The 22,274-nt window shown below is 43.1% G+C and carries 17 protein-coding genes; 9 read left to right on the top strand and 8 right to left on the bottom strand.

The genetic code is table 11. The annotated features are described in order from the left end of the window. Nucleotides 1–75: 75 nt before the first annotated feature. The 6 genes from IJ23_RS02110 to proV all read right to left on the bottom strand — a co-directional run bounded on the left by IJ23_RS02110 (nt 76) and on the right by proV (nt 6,492). A complete protein-coding gene (locus tag IJ23_RS02110; protein WP_005377782.1) occupies nt 76–459 on the bottom strand; it encodes a hypothetical protein in 384 nt (127 codons plus the stop codon). Between the two features lie 99 nt (nt 460–558). After that, nucleotides 559–924 carry a VOC family protein gene (locus IJ23_RS02115; RefSeq protein ID WP_033905211.1) on the bottom strand — a complete coding sequence of 122 codons (366 nt, stop codon included), beginning with the start codon at nt 922–924 and terminating at the stop codon, nt 559–561. A 146-nt stretch (nt 925–1,070) separates the two neighbouring features. Next, complete coding sequence (locus IJ23_RS02120; RefSeq protein WP_033905213.1) at nt 1,071–3,020, bottom strand: LTA synthase family protein; 1,950 nt, start codon at nt 3,018–3,020, stop codon at nt 1,071–1,073. A gap of 194 nt (nt 3,021–3,214) precedes the next feature. Beyond that, nucleotides 3,215–4,222 (bottom strand): glycine betaine/L-proline ABC transporter substrate-binding protein ProX, encoded by a 1,008-nt coding sequence (gene proX / locus IJ23_RS02125; RefSeq protein WP_005385703.1) that lies wholly within the window; start codon nt 4,220–4,222, stop codon nt 3,215–3,217. Beyond that, the gene (gene proW / locus IJ23_RS02130; RefSeq protein ID WP_005377778.1) at nt 4,215–5,300 is read right to left on the bottom strand and encodes a glycine betaine/L-proline ABC transporter permease ProW; all 1,086 of its coding nucleotides are present in this window, start codon (nt 5,298–5,300) and stop codon (nt 4,215–4,217) included. The genes proX and proW overlap by 8 nt, the downstream gene beginning before the upstream one ends. Before the next feature lie 4 nt (nt 5,301–5,304). Further along, complete coding sequence (proV, locus tag IJ23_RS02135; RefSeq protein WP_017633996.1) at nt 5,305–6,492, bottom strand: glycine betaine/L-proline ABC transporter ATP-binding protein ProV; 1,188 nt, start codon at nt 6,490–6,492, stop codon at nt 5,305–5,307. Nucleotides 6,493–6,930: 438 nt separating this feature from the next. Between proV and IJ23_RS02140 the strand changes: the two genes are divergently transcribed. The 7 genes from IJ23_RS02140 (at nt 6,931) to IJ23_RS02170 (ending at nt 15,465) form a co-directional block, all read left to right on the top strand. After that, entirely contained in the window at nt 6,931–8,811 is a 1,881-nt protein-coding gene (locus IJ23_RS02140) for a DUF294 nucleotidyltransferase-like domain-containing protein (RefSeq protein WP_005377775.1), read from the top strand. Further along, nucleotides 8,811–9,557 (top strand): 3'-5' exonuclease, encoded by a 747-nt coding sequence (locus IJ23_RS02145; RefSeq protein ID WP_017820938.1) that lies wholly within the window; start codon nt 8,811–8,813, stop codon nt 9,555–9,557. Before IJ23_RS02140 ends, IJ23_RS02145 begins: the two co-directional genes overlap by 1 nt. A 192-nt stretch (nt 9,558–9,749) precedes the next feature. Then, nucleotides 9,750–11,408: a BCCT family transporter gene (locus tag IJ23_RS02150; protein WP_005377772.1), complete on the top strand. Its 1,659-nt coding sequence runs from the start codon at nt 9,750–9,752 to the stop codon at nt 11,406–11,408. A 314-nt stretch (nt 11,409–11,722) separates the two neighbouring features. Continuing rightward, entirely contained in the window at nt 11,723–12,256 is a 534-nt protein-coding gene (gene ectA / locus IJ23_RS02155) for a diaminobutyrate acetyltransferase (RefSeq protein WP_005393379.1), read from the top strand. Between the two features lie 34 nt (nt 12,257–12,290). Then, on the top strand, nt 12,291–13,556 hold the full coding sequence (ectB, locus tag IJ23_RS02160) for a diaminobutyrate--2-oxoglutarate transaminase (protein ID WP_017820939.1): 1,266 nt from the start codon (nt 12,291–12,293) through the stop codon (nt 13,554–13,556). Nucleotides 13,557–13,570: 14 nt separating this feature from the next. Continuing rightward, entirely contained in the window at nt 13,571–13,957 is a 387-nt protein-coding gene (locus tag IJ23_RS02165) for an ectoine synthase (RefSeq protein ID WP_005377769.1), read from the top strand. Between the two features lie 86 nt (nt 13,958–14,043). Next, nucleotides 14,044–15,465, top strand: a complete 1,422-nt coding sequence (locus IJ23_RS02170; protein WP_033905214.1) for an aspartate kinase — start codon at nt 14,044–14,046, stop codon at nt 15,463–15,465. 176 nt (nt 15,466–15,641) lie between these two features. Here IJ23_RS02170 and IJ23_RS02175 read toward each other — a convergent pair whose 3' ends face one another. Continuing rightward, nucleotides 15,642–17,207, bottom strand: coding sequence for an arylsulfatase (locus IJ23_RS02175; RefSeq protein WP_005377767.1), 1,566 nt, complete (start codon nt 17,205–17,207; stop codon nt 15,642–15,644). A gap of 389 nt (nt 17,208–17,596) precedes the next feature. On the opposite strand from IJ23_RS02175, the gene IJ23_RS02180 reads away from it, so the two are divergent. Continuing rightward, the gene (locus tag IJ23_RS02180; RefSeq protein WP_033905215.1) at nt 17,597–19,927 is read left to right on the top strand and encodes a tetratricopeptide repeat protein; all 2,331 of its coding nucleotides are present in this window, start codon (nt 17,597–17,599) and stop codon (nt 19,925–19,927) included. Between the two features lie 46 nt (nt 19,928–19,973). Here IJ23_RS02180 and IJ23_RS02185 read toward each other — a convergent pair whose 3' ends face one another. Beyond that, entirely contained in the window at nt 19,974–20,762 is a 789-nt protein-coding gene (locus IJ23_RS02185; RefSeq protein WP_033905216.1) for a formylglycine-generating enzyme family protein, read from the bottom strand. A 178-nt stretch (nt 20,763–20,940) separates the two neighbouring features. On the opposite strand from IJ23_RS02185, the gene IJ23_RS02190 reads away from it, so the two are divergent. Beyond that, nucleotides 20,941–22,266, top strand: a complete 1,326-nt coding sequence (locus tag IJ23_RS02190; protein WP_033905217.1) for an anaerobic sulfatase maturase — start codon at nt 20,941–20,943, stop codon at nt 22,264–22,266. Nucleotides 22,267–22,274 lie beyond the last annotated feature (8 nt).

The following is a 22,274-nucleotide window of genomic DNA, read 5'->3' on the forward strand; positions in this document are numbered from 1 at the left end:
GTTTTGAAAAGCAAAAGGAGCTCTTTAAGAGCTCCTTTTTCGTTGTTAGCTATGACTTTTAGCCTGTCGCGTATATTAGATTCGTGAGGCGTCATAGCCTGAGGCGAGCAGGAGCTCTCGTTCGTGTTTAATCAGCTGAGCTCGATCTTCAATTAGTTCATTGAGTGCTTGAGATGGCTTACCTGCTAATGCTTTGAACGAAGCAAAAGATTCCGCGGTGTCGATTTTATCAATCATCTGACTGATGACATTACGAGCCTCACACGGGTTACTCGTCGTTGTAAAGTATTCTACTTGCTTTGCTGCCGATTTCATCTCAGTTAATAGCTCAAGCGGGCTACTTTCTTTGGCTACTGCCATGTAGTTATCCAGCACGCGCTTTGCATAAAGCAGTTCTTTGAGGGGGATATCTCTTCCGCTCTCGATTAGGGATTCGCTAAGGATCATACTTGAGCTCATGGGCATTCCTTCTTATTACTACGCCGCTTTTGATATTTCCTTGAGTCTAATTTATTGAAGTCACATTGGGAATGGGTAAAAAGCATTTTTAACGCATTTTTATTCATTTATGAAAACACGAATGCGATGCTTATCTGGATCGATAGCCATAAAATTTAACCCATACACTGATGTCGCTGGTGGTTGAACAAACTCAACACCTAGGTCTTTCCAGCGCTTGTAAATGCGCTCTAACGTATGCCTGTTGGACACTGATAAAGACAGCTCGGTGCCACCACCTCTAATTCCGCTGTAGGGTGAAAGATTATCTCTTTGCTTGAGTGTCAACGTTAAGCCTTCGGTCATTGGAATAGCGGCAAAGGTTGGAGACAACTGCGTGACTTTGCGTTCGAACAGTTTCGAATAAAAAACTTGGCTTATGTGGATGTCCTCAACGTAGAGAACGAATGAATTGATAGTCAGCATGGTTTGTTCCTTAATCAATTAGAAATAGTAGGGGCAATCTAACGGAAAGGAACGACAGGAGTTGTCAGTAGCACATTCTCGAAGGTAAGTGAAAGAATAAGAAAAAGGAGCCGTTTAGCTCCTTTTTATCAGCGGAATCATTGGTATTAATGAGTGTGTTTGGAAGAATACCAGTTGTTTTGATACGCTTTAGATGCAAATAATGCGTTTGCTTTTGCACGCTCGATAATAGACTCGTCCACCTCTAGCGGCTTCATGGTTTGGTCTTTAAAGTCGTACGCCAGGGTCGATACCTTTTCACCAGGGGAAAGCACAACTAGATTGTCGCGCGTTAAATAACCAAAGTTTTTGTCGTATTGCATCATTGCGCGTTCATCTTCGCGAGCTAGTGGCTTCGTTAAATCACGACCAATCATCGGTGTTTTAGCATCTACCCCAATTAGAGATAACAGTGTAGGCGGCATGTCGATGTTGTTTGCTATGCGATCATCTTTACGTGGTTGAATGCCTTTACCAAGGATCAATGCTGGAATGTGAAAGTGCTTAACCGGAACAAGGTTAGCGCCAGAAACACGTGCATCATGATCTGCAATTACAATGAAAATGGTATCATCCCAATAAGATGACTTTTTCGCCTTTTCAAAGAAAGTGCCCAAAGCGTAATCGGAATATTTTACGGCGTTGTTACGCGTCATATATTCTGAATCGTATGGCTCAATTTTGCCTTTCGGATACTCATAAGGGCTATGATTACTTGACGTAAAAACTAAGCTAAAGAAAGGTTTGTCGCTTTTTGAAAGGCGTTCAAACTCTTCGTTTGCTTTGTTATATAGATCTTCATCACTAACACCCCAAGAGCCAACAAAGCTTGGGTTGTTATAATCATCTTCTTCTACTATTTGATCAAAACCGTTACCAAAGAAGAAAGTTTTCATGTTGTCAAAGTTGGCTTCACCGCCGTAAATAAATTGCGTGTGATAACCTTGAGCTTTCAGTAAGTCCGCGATGGTAAAGAAACCCGTTTGGCTTTTACTCAGCTTCACTACCGCGCGAGACGGGGATGGAGGAAAGCCCGTGGTTACGGCTTCAATTCCACGAACAGAACGAGTACCAGTGGCGTACATTTGTGTGAACTGCCAACCTTCCTTCATGAGTTCATCAAGGTTTGGTGTTAGAGGCAAACCATCCAAAGCACCGACAAATTGGGCGCCTAAGCTTTCTTGTAGCAAAATCACTAAGTTTTTATGTTTACCTTGGTAAGTCGCGGGGTTACTGTTCATGGTTGGGAGTAATGAAGGGGTGAAGTCGGACTTTGTTGATGAAGTGCGAACTAATTCCAACATCTTTTGAGTGTCCATTTTTCCGTAGAACTGCTCCGCGCTCTTTTCTGACTTCATGCTATTAACCGCAAACAACAATGAGTAAGATGAGTTCAGTGCTAAGTCGTTAAGCAGTGGATCGTTAGAAAAGGCGACCATAGCAGGATTTAGCGGGCGGTGACCTAAAGATGAGCGAGCACCTGCAACCCCAAAAAGAACAACGAAAAGTGCCAATAGTGGTCGCCATTTCCAGTTGACCTGCTGCGCCTTATCGGTCAGTTTCTTACTCCACTTCCAACCTAAAGTGATGGTTAAAACTGTACCTAACGCACCAATAAACAGTTCTAATTTGTAGCCATTCCAGAGCATACTCAAGACTTCTTTTGGGTAGATTAAGTATTCCACAAACAGGCGGTTTGGACGTAGGTCGTATTCCTGAATGAATGGCGCTGTTGCTAGCTCCATGTATACAAGCACCCAAAGCCCTAAAACCATCCATATGCGTAATATTCGCTTCCAACACTCTCCCATCTTACCGGTTAATGGCATGAAGGTTGATAACAGTGCTGGAAGAATAAATAACCAGCACAGCGTTGCAATATCTACGCGCAAACCTTGACCTAGGATGTAAATTAAGTCGTTTAGAGAGTCAATACGGTCAATCTGCCAAAAAGCTAGCAAAACTCTTGAGATAGACAGAAATAGAAGCGAAAACAAAGAAAAGGCAGCAATTGGCTGCAAAGGCCCCCACACAGAGCTCTTTGATAAGTTTTTCATATTTATTCGAATAGTTTAATTGTTATGTTGTGTTGTTTTTAGCAAAGCAAGCGTGAAATAAACGTGAATTATAATGTGGGTTTATGGTCGAGTAGTGTAAGTGTTGGTATGTCTATGTAAGGGGGAGGGGCGTTTGTGTAAAAAAAGAGCCAGTTGATAACACCAACTGGCTCTAGAGATTGATAAAGGCATGATTACATTGCGGCTTTCTTCGCTTCTTCGACCCATGCGTCGAACTTTTTCTGGTTCGCTTTGATCCAGCCATTTACATGAGACTCGATGTCCGCTGAGCTGTTCTTACCTTGGCTCATCATCATATTCTGCGCACTAACATCATTGATATTTAGTTTGATGATTTCAAACAGCTTTGCAGCAGCAGGGTTGTTTTCTGTAAACTCTTTATTGGCAACGATGCGCATAGAGTTCATCTCGAAGCCGTAGTTCTTACCGTTCTCTAGTGTCGTATCAATGTCTTTACGCTCACCAGGAAGTGAAGAGAATGGCACTTCTAACCACACAACATCTTTCCCTGGAACTAAAACGCCACTTACCCAGTACGGTGTCCAAGTGTAGTAAAGAATCGGATCGCCTTTTTTGTAACGTGAGATCGTATCAGCGATAATCGCTGCGTAGTTACCTTGGTTGTGTGTTACTGTGTCACGGAGTTTGAAAGCATCCAACTGATGCTCAACAACCATTTCACAACCCCAACCTGGGTTACAACCAGTTAAGTCCGCTTTGCCATCGCCGTTTGCATCGAATAGCTTCGCCAATTTTGGATCTTTTAACTGACCAATGTTAGTGATGTTATATTTTTCCGCGGTTTTCTTATCGATCAAATAACCTTGCGCAGCACCACTTACGTATTGGCCTTTACGGAAGAACTTATCATCACCGCCAGACATCGTGTACTTATCGGCGTGAAGAGGGAACCAACCAACCGCTAAGAAAGTAGCATCACCTTTAGCAATAGAGGTGTAGCCTACGTTGTAGTCCACTTCTTTGGTCGGTTTAACATCGTAACCAAGCTCTTCAAGTGCGCGGTTTACGATCAACGTTTGAAATGTTTCTTCTGCAACGGTTGATTGAACAGGCTGAACAGTGACACCTTCACCCGGTAGTTCACTTGCCACACCATAAGTTGAAAATGCGATAGTACTTAGAGCTCCAACAGAGAGCGCTTTCTTCCATGAATTATTCATTGATGTTTCTCCTAAGTTTTAGATCGTCTTGGTTCGTCTTTGTTTTCAGTTTTAATAGGTATGAAACAGGACCTGTGTGATACCAGCGAAGTTTAGTGTTGCCCGCATTAACCCCTAACACCTGGGTGATACGGTCTAACAAAATCGCAAGAATAACGATGCCTAAGCCACCAACGGCAGCAAGACCCATATCAAGTCGGCCAATACCACGAAGTACCATTTGGCCTAAGCCGCCAACAGCAATCATTGAAGCAATCACTACCATAGAAAGTGACAGCATTAAGGTTTGGTTTACACCTGCCATGATAGTTGGTAACGCCAACGGTAACTGGATGCGATAAAGCATCTGTTTTTTGTTTGCCCCGAAAGAGTGGCCAGCTTCGATAAGCTCTTCAGGTACTTGCTGAATACCCAAAATAGTCAGGCGCACAACGGGAGGCAGGGCGAAAATGATCGTTACTACTACGCCAGGAACGTTACCAATACCAAACAACATAACAATTGGCACAAGGTAAACGAACGCGGGAGTCGTTTGCATTGCATCTAATATTGGCCTAACAAATTTGGCAGCGGTTTGGCTCCTTGCCAACCATATCCCCATTGGTAGCCCTATAAGCAAACAGAAGAAAACGGCGGTTAACACCAGTGCTAGCGTTGTCATCGCTTGTGACCACGCACCAATTAGGCCGATGAAAACAAGGGATACAAGAGTAGAAAAACCAAGTTTTACATTGGAAAACTGCCACGCTAGCAAAAATAAAATGAGTACCATTATAGGCGCAGGTGTAGACACCAAAGCAGTTTCAAACGACGTTAGAATAAAGTCGATTGGAACTCGTATTGCTTGGAAAACAGGTCGACCATGTTCCACCAGCCAGTTCAAACCGGACTCTACCCAGCTATCGAGGGGTAAAACCGCATCTTGGAATGGGTTCATAATATCGAATGGTGCTTGCTCTACAGTTTCTGAGTTGAGCCAATCATTACTTGGCGCGGCCTCTGTACCTTGCGACCAAGGATCATCTTGCGCAGGAGCAGTATTTGACCAGGGATCATTGTTAGTTTGCTCTGAAGACATCGTGTTAATCCTTATCTAGTGTTTGTAGAAGACGTGATTTAGTCACGACACCAAAGTAAGTTCCTTGCTCATCTACGACAGGCACGGCATAAGGAACACCAGCAACCAGACCCAAAATGTCATTAATTGACTGATCAGGCTGAAGAGTAACTTCATCCGGTAATTGAGCACTGGCTAACGAACGGTTTTCTTTATGAGCCAAACGTAGTGAATCAAGAGATACGATGCCGGAATATCGGCTAGATTTATCGACGACAATGCCGTAATCACGGTCGTGATCCATCAGAATCTGCATCGCAGAGCCTGGACCGTCATTTTCCGATTTCTTAAAAACAGCCGCTGGCTTCTTGCGCGCGATATCTTTTGCTGTCAAGACACTTGCGATGTTTACGCCGCGGAAAAAGGCTTCGACATAATCATTTGCTGGACTGTGTAATATTTCATCAGGTGTACCAACCTGAACAACCTCACCGTTTTGCATGATGGCGATACGGTCGCCAATGCGCATTGCTTCATCCAAATCATGAGAAATGAAGACAATTGTGCGTTTGTCATCGTTCTGTAGACGAATAAGCTCATCTTGCATCTCAGAACGGATCAATGGGTCTAAAGCGGAAAACGCCTCGTCCATTAATAGGATGTCTGGATCACAAGCTAACGCTCTCGCTAAACCAACGCGCTGTTTCATACCACCGGATAATTCGTCAGGGAAAGATTCTGCATAAGGGTCTAAACCCACTCTTTCTAAGGCGGAAAGGGCACTTTTCTGACGCTCATTAACGTCGATGCCGGCAAGTTCTAAACCAAAGGCGGCATTTTCAATCACCGTCATGTGTGGCATGAGTGCGAAACTTTGAAACACCATTGAGATATTGTTACGACGAACTTCTCGAAGTTCATTCTCGGAGATGTGGGCGATATCTCTTCCTTTGAGATAAACACTACCTTTAGTCGGCTCAATGAGCCGGTTAAGAAGTCGAACAAGGGTGGATTTCCCGGAGCCAGAAAGGCCCATGATTACGAAAATTTCCCCTTCATTTATGGTGAGAGATACATCGTTTACGCCGACTGTTAAACCTGTCTGTTCAAAAATACCGTCTTTATCGACGCCTTTGTCGATAAGCGAGAAGGCTCTCTCTGGGTCTTCTCCAAACACTTTATACAGTCCCTTAACTTCCAGTATGGGATCCATGTTATCTGTCCTTTTTCGTGTGTTTATAACTGTTTAACGATTTGTACTCTAATTAATTTTAGTTCAACTTTCAACGAAAGGGGGTTGGTTAACTAGTTCTGCCGTGCATAGAGAATTCGTTGAGTAAGGTCTGTTCAACTCTTGTTTTTTATATTTAAAACAATTGTTTGCAATATGTTTTTATCCGCCGTAACGTTGCCTTGACGTAGGGTTGAATTTATTTTGAATTTTTTTGTACATTTCAACTCAACTCACTTGCATAGATATAAGCCGTGATAGCTTAGAGTTCTACATATAAAAAGGTTAGAGCTCTAATTTTTGGTTAAGGCTTGGTCCTGTGAAATCGGTTAGGTACTGTTATCCTTAGATTTATTTATTGCTTGATTTCACTCAGGGTGATATTTATCGCTGTAGTTTAGGCAACGTATGGAATAAAAAATGGAAGCCGAACAGTTAGAAGTGCTCAATTTCATTAGCCAGTACCCACCTTTTGACGACCTACCTGAAGAGCAGCTTAGAAAAATTGCTCTCAATGCCGAGGTTGCATACTTTCGGCAAGGAACAAAAATCCTTAACTTCGGAGATACGATCCGCGACTTGTATATGGTGAGAAGTGGGGCGGTAGAGATTTATCGACGTAAAGGTGAACTTTACAACAGGATTGATGCTGGTGGACTGTTTGGTCAGATGGGGTTGTTGATGAACAACCGCGTACGTATGCCAGCCAAAGCGATAGAAGACACTCTCGTTTACTGTATTCCGGAAAACATCTTCAATGAACTTTGTGATGAGTTTGAAAACTTTGCGGACTACATGGAACTGGAAGATAGCGCGCGTTTGCGAAGCGCAATATCTAGCCGCTCCGAAAGCAATGACTTTACCACCGCTAAGGCACGTAAAATCTTAGCAAGAGATCCAGTAACTCTGGAGGCAACGGCTTCAATTCAGGAAGCTGCGATACTAATGGCAGAGGAAAATGTCACCTCTCTGCTCATTATTCGCCCGACAGAGGAGCTCACAGAAGAAGATGATGAACAGCTGCTTGGAATATTGACTGATCGCGATCTTTGCATTCGCGTACTAGCTCAAGGTATTGATACCAATATTCCAGTGAGTGAGGTCATGAGTTATGACGTGGTTTCATTGGATTATAACGCCTATGTGTTTGAGGCCATGTTAACCATGTTGCGTTACAACGTGCATCATTTACCAATTTTAAAAGATAAAAAGCCGATAGGAATTATTGGCATGACGGACATCGTTCGTTACGAATCTCAGAACAGCCTATTGCTAGTGAGCTCTATTTTTCAGCAAACCAGTGTCGAGGATCTCAAGCAGGTTTCTGAACAAGTAAAAGACTGTTTCGTAAGAATGGTCAATGAAGATGCCAACGCGCACATGATTGGTCGAGCCATGTCGGTTATAGGCAGTAGTTTCAAACAACGCCTCGCTGAATTAGCTGAGCAAGAGTTCGGCCCAGCGCCCATTCCTTATTGTTTAGTCGCAATGGGTTCAATGGCGAGGGATGAGCAGCTAATTGTAACGGATCAAGATAACGCCCTTATTCTCGATAACAGTTATGACGTTGAGATTCACGGAGAGTACTTTGAAAAGTTTGCTAAATTTGTTTGTGATGGTTTAGCGGCATGCGGCTATGCTTATTGTACTGGAGACATTATGGCTACCAACCCAGAATGGCGAAAAACTCGTGCAGAATGGGAAGAATGCTTTGGAAACTGGATAGACAATCCAACCCCTGAGAGATTGTTAAATAGTAATATCTTTTTTGATCTCCTCGGTGTGCATGGGCGAGTGAAATGGGCGGAGCAATTAAGCAGCTTTATTGTGAGACGAGCGAAAAGAAATAACCGCTTTCTTGCTTGTATGGCGTATAACGCAATACGTAGGACGCCTCCACTGGGCTTTTTCAAAGACTTTGTGATGGAGAAAGATGGTCGTCATCGCAACTCGATTAACTTGAAGCGAAGGGGGACGGCTCCGTTGGCCGATTTAATACGGGTGCATTCTCTGGCAATCGGTTCGCGATCGCAAAACTCTTTCGACCGTTTAGATGACATTAATGATGCTGGCATTTTACCGAAAGGTCGAGGTTTGGATTTAAGGGATGCGATGGAGCTAATCTACATGGTTCGAATTCGTCACCAAGCCCTTGATATAGAAAATGGAGAAGAGCCAGACAACAATATTGAGCCGGAGAACATGTCTGAATTTGAACGTCGAAACTTAAAAGCAGCATTTCAAATTCTAAGTAACGCTCAGAACTTCATTAAGTTTCGATACCAGAGAAGTAGCAAATAATGTGGTTCTCAAAAAAAGTAGAAAAAGAACAGCCGTTGTTGGATACATCCCAGACGCCAGAGTGGTCAATGTTGTTCAAACAACTCGCTAAAGAAGCGAAAGACGAGAGGCTCAAACGCTACTATTCGACACCGATGGTTAATGGGGAAACACCAATTGAACAAGTGCCATTTGTCTCGGTAGACTTTGAGACAACAGGATTGAACTCGGAAGAGGATGTCATTCTCACGATCGGACTTGTGCCGTTCACTATTGATCGTGTTCAATGTAATGGTTCTGCTCATTGGGTCGTTAACCCAAACAGAGAGTTAAACCACGAGTCTGTCATTATTCACGGTATCACTGACTCTGAGGTTAAAAACGCGCCGCAGCTGTCTCAGATCTTGGGTGAAATATTGGATGCGTTGTCAGGCAAAGTGGTACTTGTTCACTACAAGAACATTGAAAGGCAGTTCTTTAATAACGCCTTGCTAAATAGCATCGGAGAGGGGATACAGTTTCCTGTTGTTGATACGTTAGATATTGAGTATGCGATACAACGCCGTGAATGCAGAGGTTTTATCAATAAGTTGAAAGGCAAGAAACCCGGTTCTGTACGATTAGGGCACGCTCGTGAAAGATATGGCCTCCCTGCTTATCAACCTCACCATGCCCTGACGGATGCGTTAGCAACTGCGGAGCTGTTTCAAGCACAACTGCAGTATCACTTTAATCGAAACATGCCAATATCTTCGGTTTGGCAATAGGCGTTATTTATGGTGAAAACAATAAAATGCAATGAGAGATAGGGGGCTTTAAGATTATGATGGCGGATTGAGTAACCGCTTATAAGAACAATGTTTTATGAACATGTGCTTGGTAGTGATGAAGACGTTTCATTACTCGAACTCCGACGAAAGTAATTTAAACTTGGTCACGTATTTTTAAGGAGATTATCCGTGAGCACCGATAATAACGGTGGCATTCAACGCCCCGATGGAAAAGTAAACGCAATAGATACTGACTATCAAATTGGTCAGGATAACGTTGCGCTAAAGGTAGGCCCATTTGGCCTTGATATTCACAACCGTGTTTTTGCAATTTCTGGCTTAGCAATCGTCATGTTTGTTGTGATAACACTATTATTCCGAGAACAGGTAGAGCCGTTTTTTGCAGACCTACGAGCGGGTTTGTTACACAATTTAGACTGGTTTTTTCTCGCTTCAGGTAATATTTTTGTCATTGTCTGTGTCGGATTGATCTTCACACCATTGGGCCGTGTGCGAATCGGTGGTACTGAAGCAACACCGGATTACTCCTATGCCGGATGGTTGGCAATGCTATTTGCTGCAGGTATGGGCATTGGTCTCGTATTCTTCGGTGTATCAGAACCGATGTCCCATTTTAGTTCTGCGATTGGTGGCGTGAGCGTTGAGAATGGTGTACGTACTGACTGGGCACCGCTAGGTGGTGCAGAGGGCGATGCAACTGCAGCTTCGGCATTAGGGATGGCTGCGACGATTTACCACTGGGCACTTCATCCGTGGTCAATATACGCGCTCTTGGCTCTTGGACTGGCTATCTTTTCATTTAACAAAGGTTTGCCACTCACCATGCGCTCAATTTTTTACCCTTTGTTTGGTGAGCGTGTATGGGGTTGGACTGGTCATATTATCGATATTCTTGCAGTGGTAGCGACGGTTTTTGGTTTAGCAACATCGCTAGGCTACGGTGCGTCTCAAGCCGCAACGGGTTTGAACTTCCTGTTTGATGTCCCAATGACCAATACCACGCAGGTTATATTGATTATTGGTATTACTGCGCTCGCTTTAATCTCTGTTGTGGCTGGACTCGATAAGGGCGTGAAAATCTTATCTGAAATCAACATGGGTCTTGCAGCGCTGCTATTGCTATTTGTTATTGTTGTTGGCCCGACGATTGCGATTTTAACTGGTTTCTTCGAGAACATCGTTTCCTATGTGGCTAATATCCCTGCCTTATCTATGCCATTTGGACGAGAGGATGTGAATTACTCTCAAGGCTGGACGGCGTTTTACTGGGCGTGGTGGATTTCTTGGTCACCATTTGTGGGTATGTTCATCGCACGTGTGTCTCGCGGTCGTTCAGTTCGTGAGTTTATTATTTGCGTTATTCTTATCCCATCTTCAGTTTGTGTGTTATGGATGACGGCTTTTGGCGGTAACGCAATTAGCCAATACGTTAATGATGGCTACGAGGCGGTGTTTAACGCAGAACTACCTTTAAAACTTTTTGCCATGTTAGATGTTATGCCATTGGCTGAGATAACATCTTTTGTCGGCATTATCTTAGTCGTGGTGTTCTTCATTACCTCTTCTGACTCAGGATCACTGGTTATTGATACTATTGCTGCGGGCGGTAAGGTCGATGCACCAACGCCACAACGCGTGTTCTGGTGTACGTTTGAAGGTTTGGTTGCGATTGCATTGATGTTGGGTGGTGGTCTAGCTGCTGCTCAAGCAATGGCGGTGACGACTGGTTTACCGTTTACTATTGTTTTACTTGTTGCAACGGTATCTTTGATAAAAGGTTTGATGGATGAACCTCGTCCAAAGGCGGTTTCTAAGAAATCAAAATAACTAGTATCAGCAGTTAAATTATTGATAAAAGCGGTATGCGAAAGCATGCCGCTTTTTTTTGGATTTCTATTTTTCTCTGAGAAATGAACAGCATGGAAAACGGTCTTATTCTGGTTGTTTTTTGTACTGTGCATTTAGGTGACTATTTAATAAATTAGACCTCGAACTATTTTAACTTTTGGTTAATAGGTTTATTTTTGTGATTTGAATCACAAAAATACCGATAAAAAGGCGGATTATTTGATTTTTAGTCGCGAGGGATGCCCATAATAAAAAGGAAATTTAATTAGACCTCAAAGGATATGTATTTTCACATGATCACATCAGCACCTTGGGTCCTTTATCCAGAGATTGGAGAAGACTCAAGTAAAAAATGGATTTTTCGTGAGCCTAAAATCTCTGATGGTGACGACATTTACAGCTTGATTGCAGACTGTCCTCCATTGGACATGAACTCATCTTATTGCAATTTCCTACAGTCTACGCATTTCAGCAAAACCAGTATTTTGGTTGAGCAAAAAGGCGAAATCGCAGGTTTCATTTCCGGTTATCAGAAACCAGACGAGCAAGACGTTTTATTTGTCTGGCAAGTTGCAGTCTCACCTCGCTTTAGAGGTCATGGTTTAGCATTCCGCATGTTGAAAGAACTTCTCACCCGAGAGGAATTAGGCGGTGTTAAATCGGTAGAAACTACCATCACGGAAGATAATAAAGCCTCTTGGGCACTGTTCAAAAAGTTAGATGCGATGAACGGCAATTCTGGCCAAGTAAGCACATTTTTGGATGAAGAAGCCCACTTTAAAGGCAAACACGATACAGAATATTTGTATCGCATTCCTCTCAAATAATCCTCAAACAATAGGAATTAAAAACGGTCTCATCATGGATATTTTCAAAAAGCAGGAATCCAACGTACGCTCATATTCAAACAATTTCCCGGTCGTTTTTCGTAAAGCGAAAGGCTGCTGGCTAGAAACAGAACAAGGTGAACGATACTTAGACTTCCTTGCTGGAGCGGGATCTCTAAATTACGGCCATAACAATCCAGTACTAAAACAAGCGTTGCTTGAGTACATTGAAATGGACGGTATTACTCACGGTTTGGATATGCACTCAGAAGCGAAAGCATCGTTTCTGGAAGCGTTGGATACTTACATCCTTAAACCAAGAAACTTGGATTACAAGGTTCAGTTTACGGGCCCAACAGGCACTAACGCTGTTGAGGCGGCATTGAAGCTGGCTAAAAAAGTAAAAGGCCGCGACAGCGTCGTTGCGTTTACTAACGGTTTCCATGGTTGTACTGCTGGCGCACTGGCTGCAACGGGTAACCAGCATCACAGACAAGGTAACGGTTCTAGTCTAAGTAACGTCACTCGTATTCCATTTGAAGGTTACGCTGGCGTAGATGGTCTCGCGCTGTTCGAAACCATGCTAAATGATAACTCTGCAGGTATGGATAAACCAGCCGCTGTACTTCTTGAAACTGTGCAGGGTGAAGGTGGTTTAAATGCTGCTTCAAACGAGTGGTTACAACGTTTGAGCAAAATCTGTAAAGCCAATGACATTCTTGTGATTGTCGATGACATTCAAGCAGGTTGTGGACGTACCGGTACTTTCTTTAGTTTCGAGCCGTCTGGTATCCAACCGGATATCGTGACGCTATCGAAGTCGATCGGTGGTTACGGTTTGCCGATGGCTGTCGTATTACTTAAGCCTGAGCTTGACCAGTGGAAGCCAGGCGAGCATAACGGTACGTTCCGTGGCAATAATCACGCCTTTATTACTGCTGCAAAAGCACTAGAAATTTACTGGGCAAACGATGATTTTGAAACACACATCAAGCAGTGTTCAGACAAGGTAAGTGCTGTTATTGACCGTTGTGTTCGTCGCTTTCCACAAATGTTTGTGCAGAAAAAAGGCCGCGGCATGATGGTTGGTATTGAATGTATCAATGGTGACATGGCATCTGAAATTGCGAAAAACTGTTTCGAGAATGGAATGGTGATAGAGACAGCGGGTCCAGACGATGAAGTTGTGAAGTTCTTCTGTCCACTAACCATCAGCGAATCAGAGCTAGATCAAGGACTAAGCATCTTTGAAAATGCAGTAGAGACTATCGCTGCGAAACATTTCAAACAAGCATCTTAATAAGGATTTTAATTATGATCGTCAGAACTCTAGATGAATGCCGCAACAGCGAACGACGTGTTGTTTCAGATAACTGGGAAAGTGTCCGCATGTTGTTGAAAGACGACAACATGGGTTTCTCTTTCCACATCACAACGATTTATGAAGATACAGAAACTCATATTCACTATCAAAACCACCTTGAATCGGTGTTTTGTATGAGTGGTGAAGGTGAGATTGAAGTTGTAGGTGGAGAAACGTACCCAATCAAACCAGGTACATTATACATCCTTGATAAACACGATGAGCACTACTTGAGAGCTTATAAGAATAAAGAAATGGTAATGGCGTGTGTGTTTAACCCACCGATTACTGGCGCTGAAGTGCACGATGAAAACGGTGTTTATCCTCTCGTTGACTAAAAGATGATGGTGGGGTGCTTTGCCACCCCACACTTTACTATCTCTTCTTTTTTCTTTTTAAAGTTACCAATCAAAAAAGGCTTATCATGACATTTACCGTAGAAAAAATCGGCGGTACATCAATGACAGCATTTGATGCTGTTCTCGACAATATTATTCTTCGTCCCAAAACACCATACAATCGTATTTTTGTCGTATCTGCATACGGTGGTATGACCGATGCGCTGCTTGAGTGTAAAAAAACCAGTAAACCAGGCGTTTATCAGCTTATCGCGAAACGCGACGACAAATGGGAAGAAGCGTTAGCGTACGTTGAAAGCCGTATGTTGCTGACCAATGAAAATATTTTTGCGGACCCAATGAATCGTATCCGTGCGGATAAATTCATTCGCTCCCGCATTGCTGAAGCGAAAAACTGTATCGCGAATATTTTAGAAACCTGTCAGTACGGTCAATTTTCGTTGCGCCAGTACTTGCCTCAAATTCGAGAGTTTCTCTCGTCTATCGGTGAGGCACATAGTGCTTACAACACAGCACTAAAACTAAAAAATATGGGTATTAACGCTAAGTTCGTTGACCTGTCTGGTTGGGATAATCAAGCGCCAAGAAGCCTTGATGAGTCGATCAGTGACGCGTTTGCTGATATCGATGTATCAAAAGAACTGCCAATCGTGACAGGTTATGCTTACTGTAAAGAGGGCCTAATGCACACTTATGACCGGGGTTATAGTGAGATGACATTTAGCCGAATTGCAGCAATAACAAAAGCGGATTTAGCAGTAATTCACAAAGAGTACCACTTGAGCTCAGCGGACCCACGCGTTGTTGGCCCTGAAAAAGTATTACCAATTGGTAGTACAAACTATGACGTAGCAGACCAACTTGCCAACCTTGGCATGGAAGCGATTCACCCAAATGCCGCTGCGGGTTTGCGTGAAAGTGGTATTGAGCTACAGATTAAAAATACATTCGAACCTGAACACGAAGGTACTTTGATCTCTTCAAGCTACCGCCCAGAAGAAGACAAAGTCGAGATCATCGCAGGTAAAGAGAAAGTATTTGCACTGCATTTGTTTGACCAAGCAATGGTAGGAAAAGCCGATAACGTTAGTTACGAATTGATGGAAATCATCTCCGATGCTCGTGTAAGTTTGGTTGGTAAAGAGATGAACGCTAACTCTATTACTTACTATCTAGGTGGCAGTACAGATAGCTTAAACAAAGTATTGTATAAAGCCGAGAAACGTTATCCGAATGCCTCGATTAAAGGTCGTATGGTCGCGCTTATCTCAGCCATCGGTTCTCAAATTGATACCAACAAGACGTTGGCGAAAGGTGTGCTTGCATTGATGAATAATGGCGTTACGCCAGTTGCACTGCACTCATCATTGAGAAATGTAAATGTTCAATTTGTTGTCGGTGATAAGGAATACCAGAACGCGATTTGCGCATTGCATGATGAGTTTTTCCAAAGTAGCAGTTTAGCTAAATCGGTTAATGTGGCTTAGTTTATCCACGGTTAAAATACAAAGGAGAGCAGGTTAGCTCTCCTTTTTTGTTTTTCAGTTTGTACTTTTGCATAGTCTAAACAGACGATTTAAGTAAGTTCCTATGTGGCGATACACATAAGCCAGCAGAATGGTCTGCTGGCTTAATGTTACTGATTAACTAACGTTAACTTAGTTTACTTAAACTTGCTGATTTCTTGTTCAACTTTGTCTAGTTGCTGCAGCTTCTCTTGCATTTTTAGAGAGTCGTAGTTTAGTGAAGCAGGGTTCATCGCTGTGCCACGTTGCATTGGGTATTCTGGAAGTGTTTTAAAGAACTCTCCCACAACGTCTTGAACAGGTACAAATAGCCACATGTTGTCAGCCATCCAACGCAAGTACATTTGTGATTCGCTTGGGCCTTTTTCGAATGGGTCAGCGCGTAGGTGGATGATTTTAGGCCAGTTCGGAGCAAAACGAACTGCGTTACTTAGGTTCCCTTCAAGCGTTGCAAAGTGAAGTTTCCAGTCATTCCAGCGGACAGCGTTTAATTCACCATTAGACGTAAAGTAAAGCAGCGACTCACGAGGGCCTTTTTCTTCCTTACCTTCAAAGTATGGCATGAAGTTATAACCATCTAAATGTACACGCCACTCTTTGCCATTTGCTTTGTAGCCTTCTGCCAGTTTTTCTTTTACATCAGGTACGCCAGCAGCTGCCAATAATGTAGGCAACCAGTCTTGGTGTGCCATCATTTCATTGATCTTGGTTCCTGGCTTAATGACGCCTGGCCAACGAACCAGTTGAGGAACACGCATACCGCCTTCCCAAGTTGTACCTTTTTCACCATGGAATGGTGTTGCGCCACCATCTGGCCAAGTCATGGTTTCTGCGCCGTTGTCCGTTGAGTAGATAACGATAGTGTTGTCTGCAACACCTAGCTCATCCAGCTTGTCGAGTAAAACACCTACATGATCATCATGTTCCAGCATACCATCGGCATAAATGCTTACACCTGATTTACCTTGGTATTTTTCCTGCAAGCGAGTCCAAACGTGCATACGAGTGGCGTTATGCCAAATAAAGAAGGGTTTATCCGCCTTAACTGCTTTTTCCATAAATGCCAAAGAGCTCTCTAGGAACTCTTCATCTGCGTGCTCCATACGTTTTCGTGTCATCGGGCCAGTGTCTTCAATCTTACCGTCGGCATAAGACTTAATGACACCACGAGGGCCATAGTTTTTACGAAACTCTGGGTCTTTAGGGTAGTAATAAGTTTCAGGCTCTTCTTCTGCGTTTAGGTGGTATAAGTTACCGAAGAATTCGTCAAAGCCGTGTTTTGTCGGTAAGTGCTTATCTTGGTCACCTAAATGGTTTTTACCAAATTGACCCGTCATGTAACCTTGTTCTTTTAACAGGTCTGCAATGGTTGGCGCCCAATCAGGTATGCCGTGGTCAGATCCTGGCATACCAATTGTTAACAAACCCGTACGAAATGGCTCTTCACCCGTAATAAAGGCAGCGCGACCAGCAGTACAAGACTGTTGTCCGTAGTGATCTGTGAACAACGCACCTTCATTCGCGATACGGTCGATGTTTGGCGTTTTGTAACTCATCATACCTTGGTTGTATGCGCTGATATTCCAGTAGCCGATATCGTCACCAAAAATTGCCAGAATATTCGGTTTGTCGGCTGCCATAGCAGCACTGGACGCCGCTAACAGTCCTGCGCCTACAGCGATTTTGCTCAATTGATTTGCCATAAAAACTCCAGATTGTTGAGAGTAAAGATAAGCACAAGTGAGCCTTATGCTTAGTTGCTGCATAAGTTAATGATGTATATAGAAAAAATCCTCTTATACTCGATATAACCATAAGTTATTGCTAGGTAGTAACCATTTGTTAATTAAGAAGAAATAGGGTTGTCCTGTTAGTTTGTAGAGATTCGTAAAGTAGATTTAGATCACTTAAGAGCCTTATTTTTATTGCGTAGTAGAAGAGGGGATGGAAATGAAAAACAATAGGATGCTAGCTTGTTTTACGGTCCTAAAGCAATACTAAAGTCGTTATGTATTGCTTGTAATTATTTGTATAACCAGTGATTTAGTGTCTATATTGATTTAGGTTGTACATTATAAATATAAGGATATCTATGAGTCAGTGGGCAGGCCGGATTCGCATTTTATTGCTGGTCAACGTTGTTGTCAGTTTTATGGCTTTTTCTCAAGAGTTATTAATAGAGAAACCAAATATTCCTTCAGGCTTAAATCCGGAATATGCTGGCACACAAGCTTGTATAGATTGCCACCAAAACGAGGTAGCGGCCTGGAAAGGGTCACATCACGATATGGCCATGAAGCATGCAAGTACAACCTCTGTACGTGGTGATTTTGATAACCATGTTGTAACGCACAAAGGAATGCCTAATCGTTTTTTTAAAAAAGGCGACGAATTTTGGGTCAATATTCAAGGTGCTGACGGGCAATGGCATGACTATAAGATCAGCTATACATTTGGCTGGGAGCCATTACAGCAGTACATGGTCGAGTTTGAAGATGGACGCGTGCAGCTTATTCCTTTTGCTTGGGACACAAGAGCTAAAGTTGAAGGGGGACAGCGTTGGTTTCATCTTTATCCAGAAACGACAACAACGGATGAATTCTATTGGACCAATACCGGGCAAAATTGGAACTTCATGTGTGCTGATTGCCATTCAACGAACCTAAAGAAGAATTACGACGTAGACAAAAACACTTACAACAGCTCATGGTCAGAGATTAATGTGGGATGCGAAGCATGCCATGGTCCCGCTAGTCAGCACATAGAACTGGCCAAGAAATACAAAAATGCTGGCACGTCTTTTGAGCATGACAGCCATTATGGCTTTGATCGAAATTTGTCTAAAGCAGTGTCGGATTGGGTGTTTGAGGAAGGCCATAGTACGTTACAGCCGAAATCAATTGAAGCAACCAATCAAGTGCAAACATGCGCTCAATGCCATAGTCGCCGAACCCAGTTAAATGAAACAGGTGATCATGTTAAAGGTTCCTTTTTTGATAAATATCGCTTAAGTCTTATAACACCTGAACTCTACTATCATGATGGACAGATTTACGACGAAGATTATGTTTATGGTTCGTTTCTTCAATCTGAAATGGCGGAGAAGGGGGTCACGTGCACTAATTGTCATGATCCACACACGGCAGAATTGACGATCCCAGAAGAGGCAGTATGTTCGCAATGCCATATTGCATCGGAATATACACCTGAAAAGCATACCTTTCATAAGGCTGGATCTGAAGCATCGCAATGTACGACTTGTCACATGCCAGAAACGACTTACATGCAAGTCGATCCTCGTAGAGACCACAGTTGGCATATTCCACGACCGGATTTGAGCAAACATATTGGAACGCCCAATGTTTGCATGTCATGCCATGAAGATAAAAGCAATCAATGGGCCGATGAACAGATAGCAAAATGGTACCCGAATTCGAAGTATCGTAATCAGCAACATTTTGCTGTCGCATTTTATGCGGATTCAATTGGTCATCAAGGAGCAGCAAATGCGTTGGCATACTCTGCTCAGGATTCGTCGTTAAAAGACATTATTCGTGCTTCAGCCCTGGAGAGAATGGGGGGCAATACTGACCAAAATACAACAGTATCTTTGGCTAGGGCCGTTAAGAATGAGAATGAAATGGTTCGATTAGGGGCAATTTCAGGCTCGTCTGGTTATGAATTTCATGATCGGTGGCGGATTCTAGAGCCATTGCTTGGTGACCCGGTGCTTTCAGTGAGAGCGGAAGCTGCCTCGGTGCTGGTAGCGAACTACGCACAAATGACCCCTTTACAAAAAGATATCATTAAATCGCCTTTAGAAGAGTACATGGAAATTCAAGAGTTTAATGCCGATCGTGGTTTCGGAAGAACCAATTTGGCGAATGTGTACCGCAGCTTAGGTGAAATCGACAAAGCGGCCGAGCTGTATAAACAAGCGATCAGCATCGAACCCTATTTCGAAAATAGCTACGTTAACCTAGCAGATTTGTATCGTCACCTAGGTAAAGAAGAAGCTGCGCTCACGGTGCTACAACAAGGGATGAAAGCTCAACCTAAATCCAGCACGTTACCATACAGCGCAGGTCTTTCTTTGTTGCGTCAAGGCAAAGCTGATGATGCGAAAAAGCTACTTAGACGCGCCGCAGAAATTGGTGAAACTAATGCTCATTATTGGTACGTGTACGGTCTAGCTCTAGAAAAAAGCGATGTTCTAGAAGCCAGTAAAGCGTTGCATACAGCATTTGAAGTCGGTGGCAATCCACAACACTTGTTTGCTCAATGCGAGGTTCTAGCGAGAAATCATAAAAAAGGTGCTGTCGCTTTTGCTTTCGATAGGTGCATACAAGAGCTTAGTCACTATGCACCTAAGCAAGCTATTGATCAGCTTAAAGCCTCTATTGTTGGGGTCAATAGGAGCTAATTACCAAAAGTGGAGCTTTTATCGATCCACTTTTTTCTTACTTAGTTTAATCAGCGTCTTTCGCTAATCTCAGCCCCATGTCGGACATGATTACTGACTGGCTAGCAAAATCGCGACGATAGTTTTCGGATTCGTCAGCATCATAGGCAAAGCTACCACCTCGTACAGACTTGTGTGCCAGGCTTTCTTTTTCATCTTTTGCGTTTACCGGATTATCACTTGGTGCTGATTTGTAATAGCCTTCATCAAACGCATCAATAACAAACTCACCAACATTACCCGTCATATCGTATAAGCCAAGCTCATTCGGTTTTTTCTGACCTACCTTGTGTGCCTTATTGTTTGAGTTACTGGCATACCAGGCAACGTCGTTAATATCATCAGACCCCGCGTAAGTGAATCCTTGACTTAGATTCCCCCCTTTCGCTGCAAACTCCCATTCTGCTTCCGTGGGTAAACGATAGTGCTCTCCCGTTTTTTCATTCAATTTCTTTATAAAATAATTGGCTTGTTGCCAGCTAATGTTATTCACGGGCGTATTTGGGTTTCTAAAATAACTCAGAGAAGAGCCTGTAACCGATTCGAATAACTCTTGGGTTACCTCAAATTTTGCCAAATAGAAATCATCCACGCGAACGGTGCGAGCCGGGCGCTCGGATTTATTTGCTGATGGATTATCCGAGCCCATCATAAATTGTCCACCTTCAATAAGAACCATATCTTGATCGATTTTTTGAGCAAGAGGGCTAGGTTGTGTTGTTGCACATCCAGTGATAATTAGCGAAATCGAAATAGTGGCACCAAGGTAAAGAGTATTACTTTTGGAATGCTTCATAGGGGAGCTCCATCAACATTTATGATCAAAAAATTTTATCAGGCAAGTCTATGAAAAACAGTTATACACACTATAACAAGCGCCACGAATAATTGAACATTATCATCACACTAGGCGATTAACTTAATGATTAGTCTTAACGCCGTTGGGCGCAGGCTAGCAACTAAGAAGGTGATGAATGCACATAACTCAAGGTCCGCAGTTCAATGGAAAAGCATCCAAGCGATTACATGTCATGGCGAAACCTATCGGTGCAGTGTGCAATATCGATTGCACCTATTGTTACTACCTAAGCAAACAAGATTTACTTGAGTACAAGCCAGGCTGCTCACCAGTCATGGATGAGGAAACGCTCGAGACCTATATCCGTCAATATATAGCGGGACAAAATACACCTGAAATTATTTTCTCTTGGCAGGGTGGTGAGCCGACAATGCTAGGTTTGGATTATTTCAAGACAATTGTTGAGCTACAGAATAAATACCGTCCCGATGGCATTACGATCTCCAATGATCTCCAGACTAATGGCACACTGCTTAACGATGAATGGTGTGAGTTTTTAAAGGCGAACAACTTTCTCGTCGGTTTAAGCATTGATGGCCCAGAAATGATGCATAACGCTTATCGAACAAACCGAGCTGGTAGAGGCACATTCCGGCAAGTCATGAATGCGGTTGAACTATTACATAAGCACGAAGTAAAGTTTGCTACGCTCACTTGTGTTAACAACTTGACCAGCCGTAACCCACTTGAAGTGTACCGATTCTTGCGAGATGAAGTACGCTCCCCTCAAATGCAGTTTATTCCAATAGTTGAGCAGAAAACATTCAGAACAACCGCCCCTCAAACTTGGGAGCCAAACGAGCAACTAAAGCAAGGAGATAAACGGTTGATCCCAGGTCATAAAGATGCCGTTGTTGAGCCTTTTTGCGTTGCGGATGAAGCATGGGGAAATTTTCTGATCGCGATTTTCAATGAATGGGTTTTACACGATATCGGCAACGTGTTTGTGCAGTACTTTGAAGCCAGTATCGAAACCTGGATGGGCAGAAAAAACCCACTGTGTACGTTAGGTGAAATCTGCGGGAAGGGCTTAGCAATGGAGCCTAATGGTGATGTGTTTGCGTGTGATCATTACGTGTACCCAGAATATAAGGTTGGAAACATTCATCACGAAAAGCTCGATACGCTCGCTTATAGCTCTAAGCAGCAGAAATTTGGGTTTGCTAAAAGTCGTACGCTGCCCCAACAGTGCCTTCAATGTGATTATCAATTTGCATGTTTTGGAGAATGTCCGAAAAACCGTTTTATCCGTACTAGGCAAGGTGAGCCTGGTCTTAATTATCTCTGCGCGGGTTGGAAGAAGTTTTTTACCCATGTTGATCAGTCGATGGCGTACATCTTACGAGCGACAGGTAACCCAGTGGTTCACGGTAAATACAGTGACCAGATTCTACGCCAGCAAGCTACTCAAACACAGACTGTGTTTGAAACGAAGTTTTAAGATAGTCA

Source organism: Vibrio sp. OY15 (assembly GCF_000742455.1).
GTDB classification, from domain to species: Bacteria; Pseudomonadota; Gammaproteobacteria; order Enterobacterales; family Vibrionaceae; genus Vibrio; species Vibrio alginolyticus.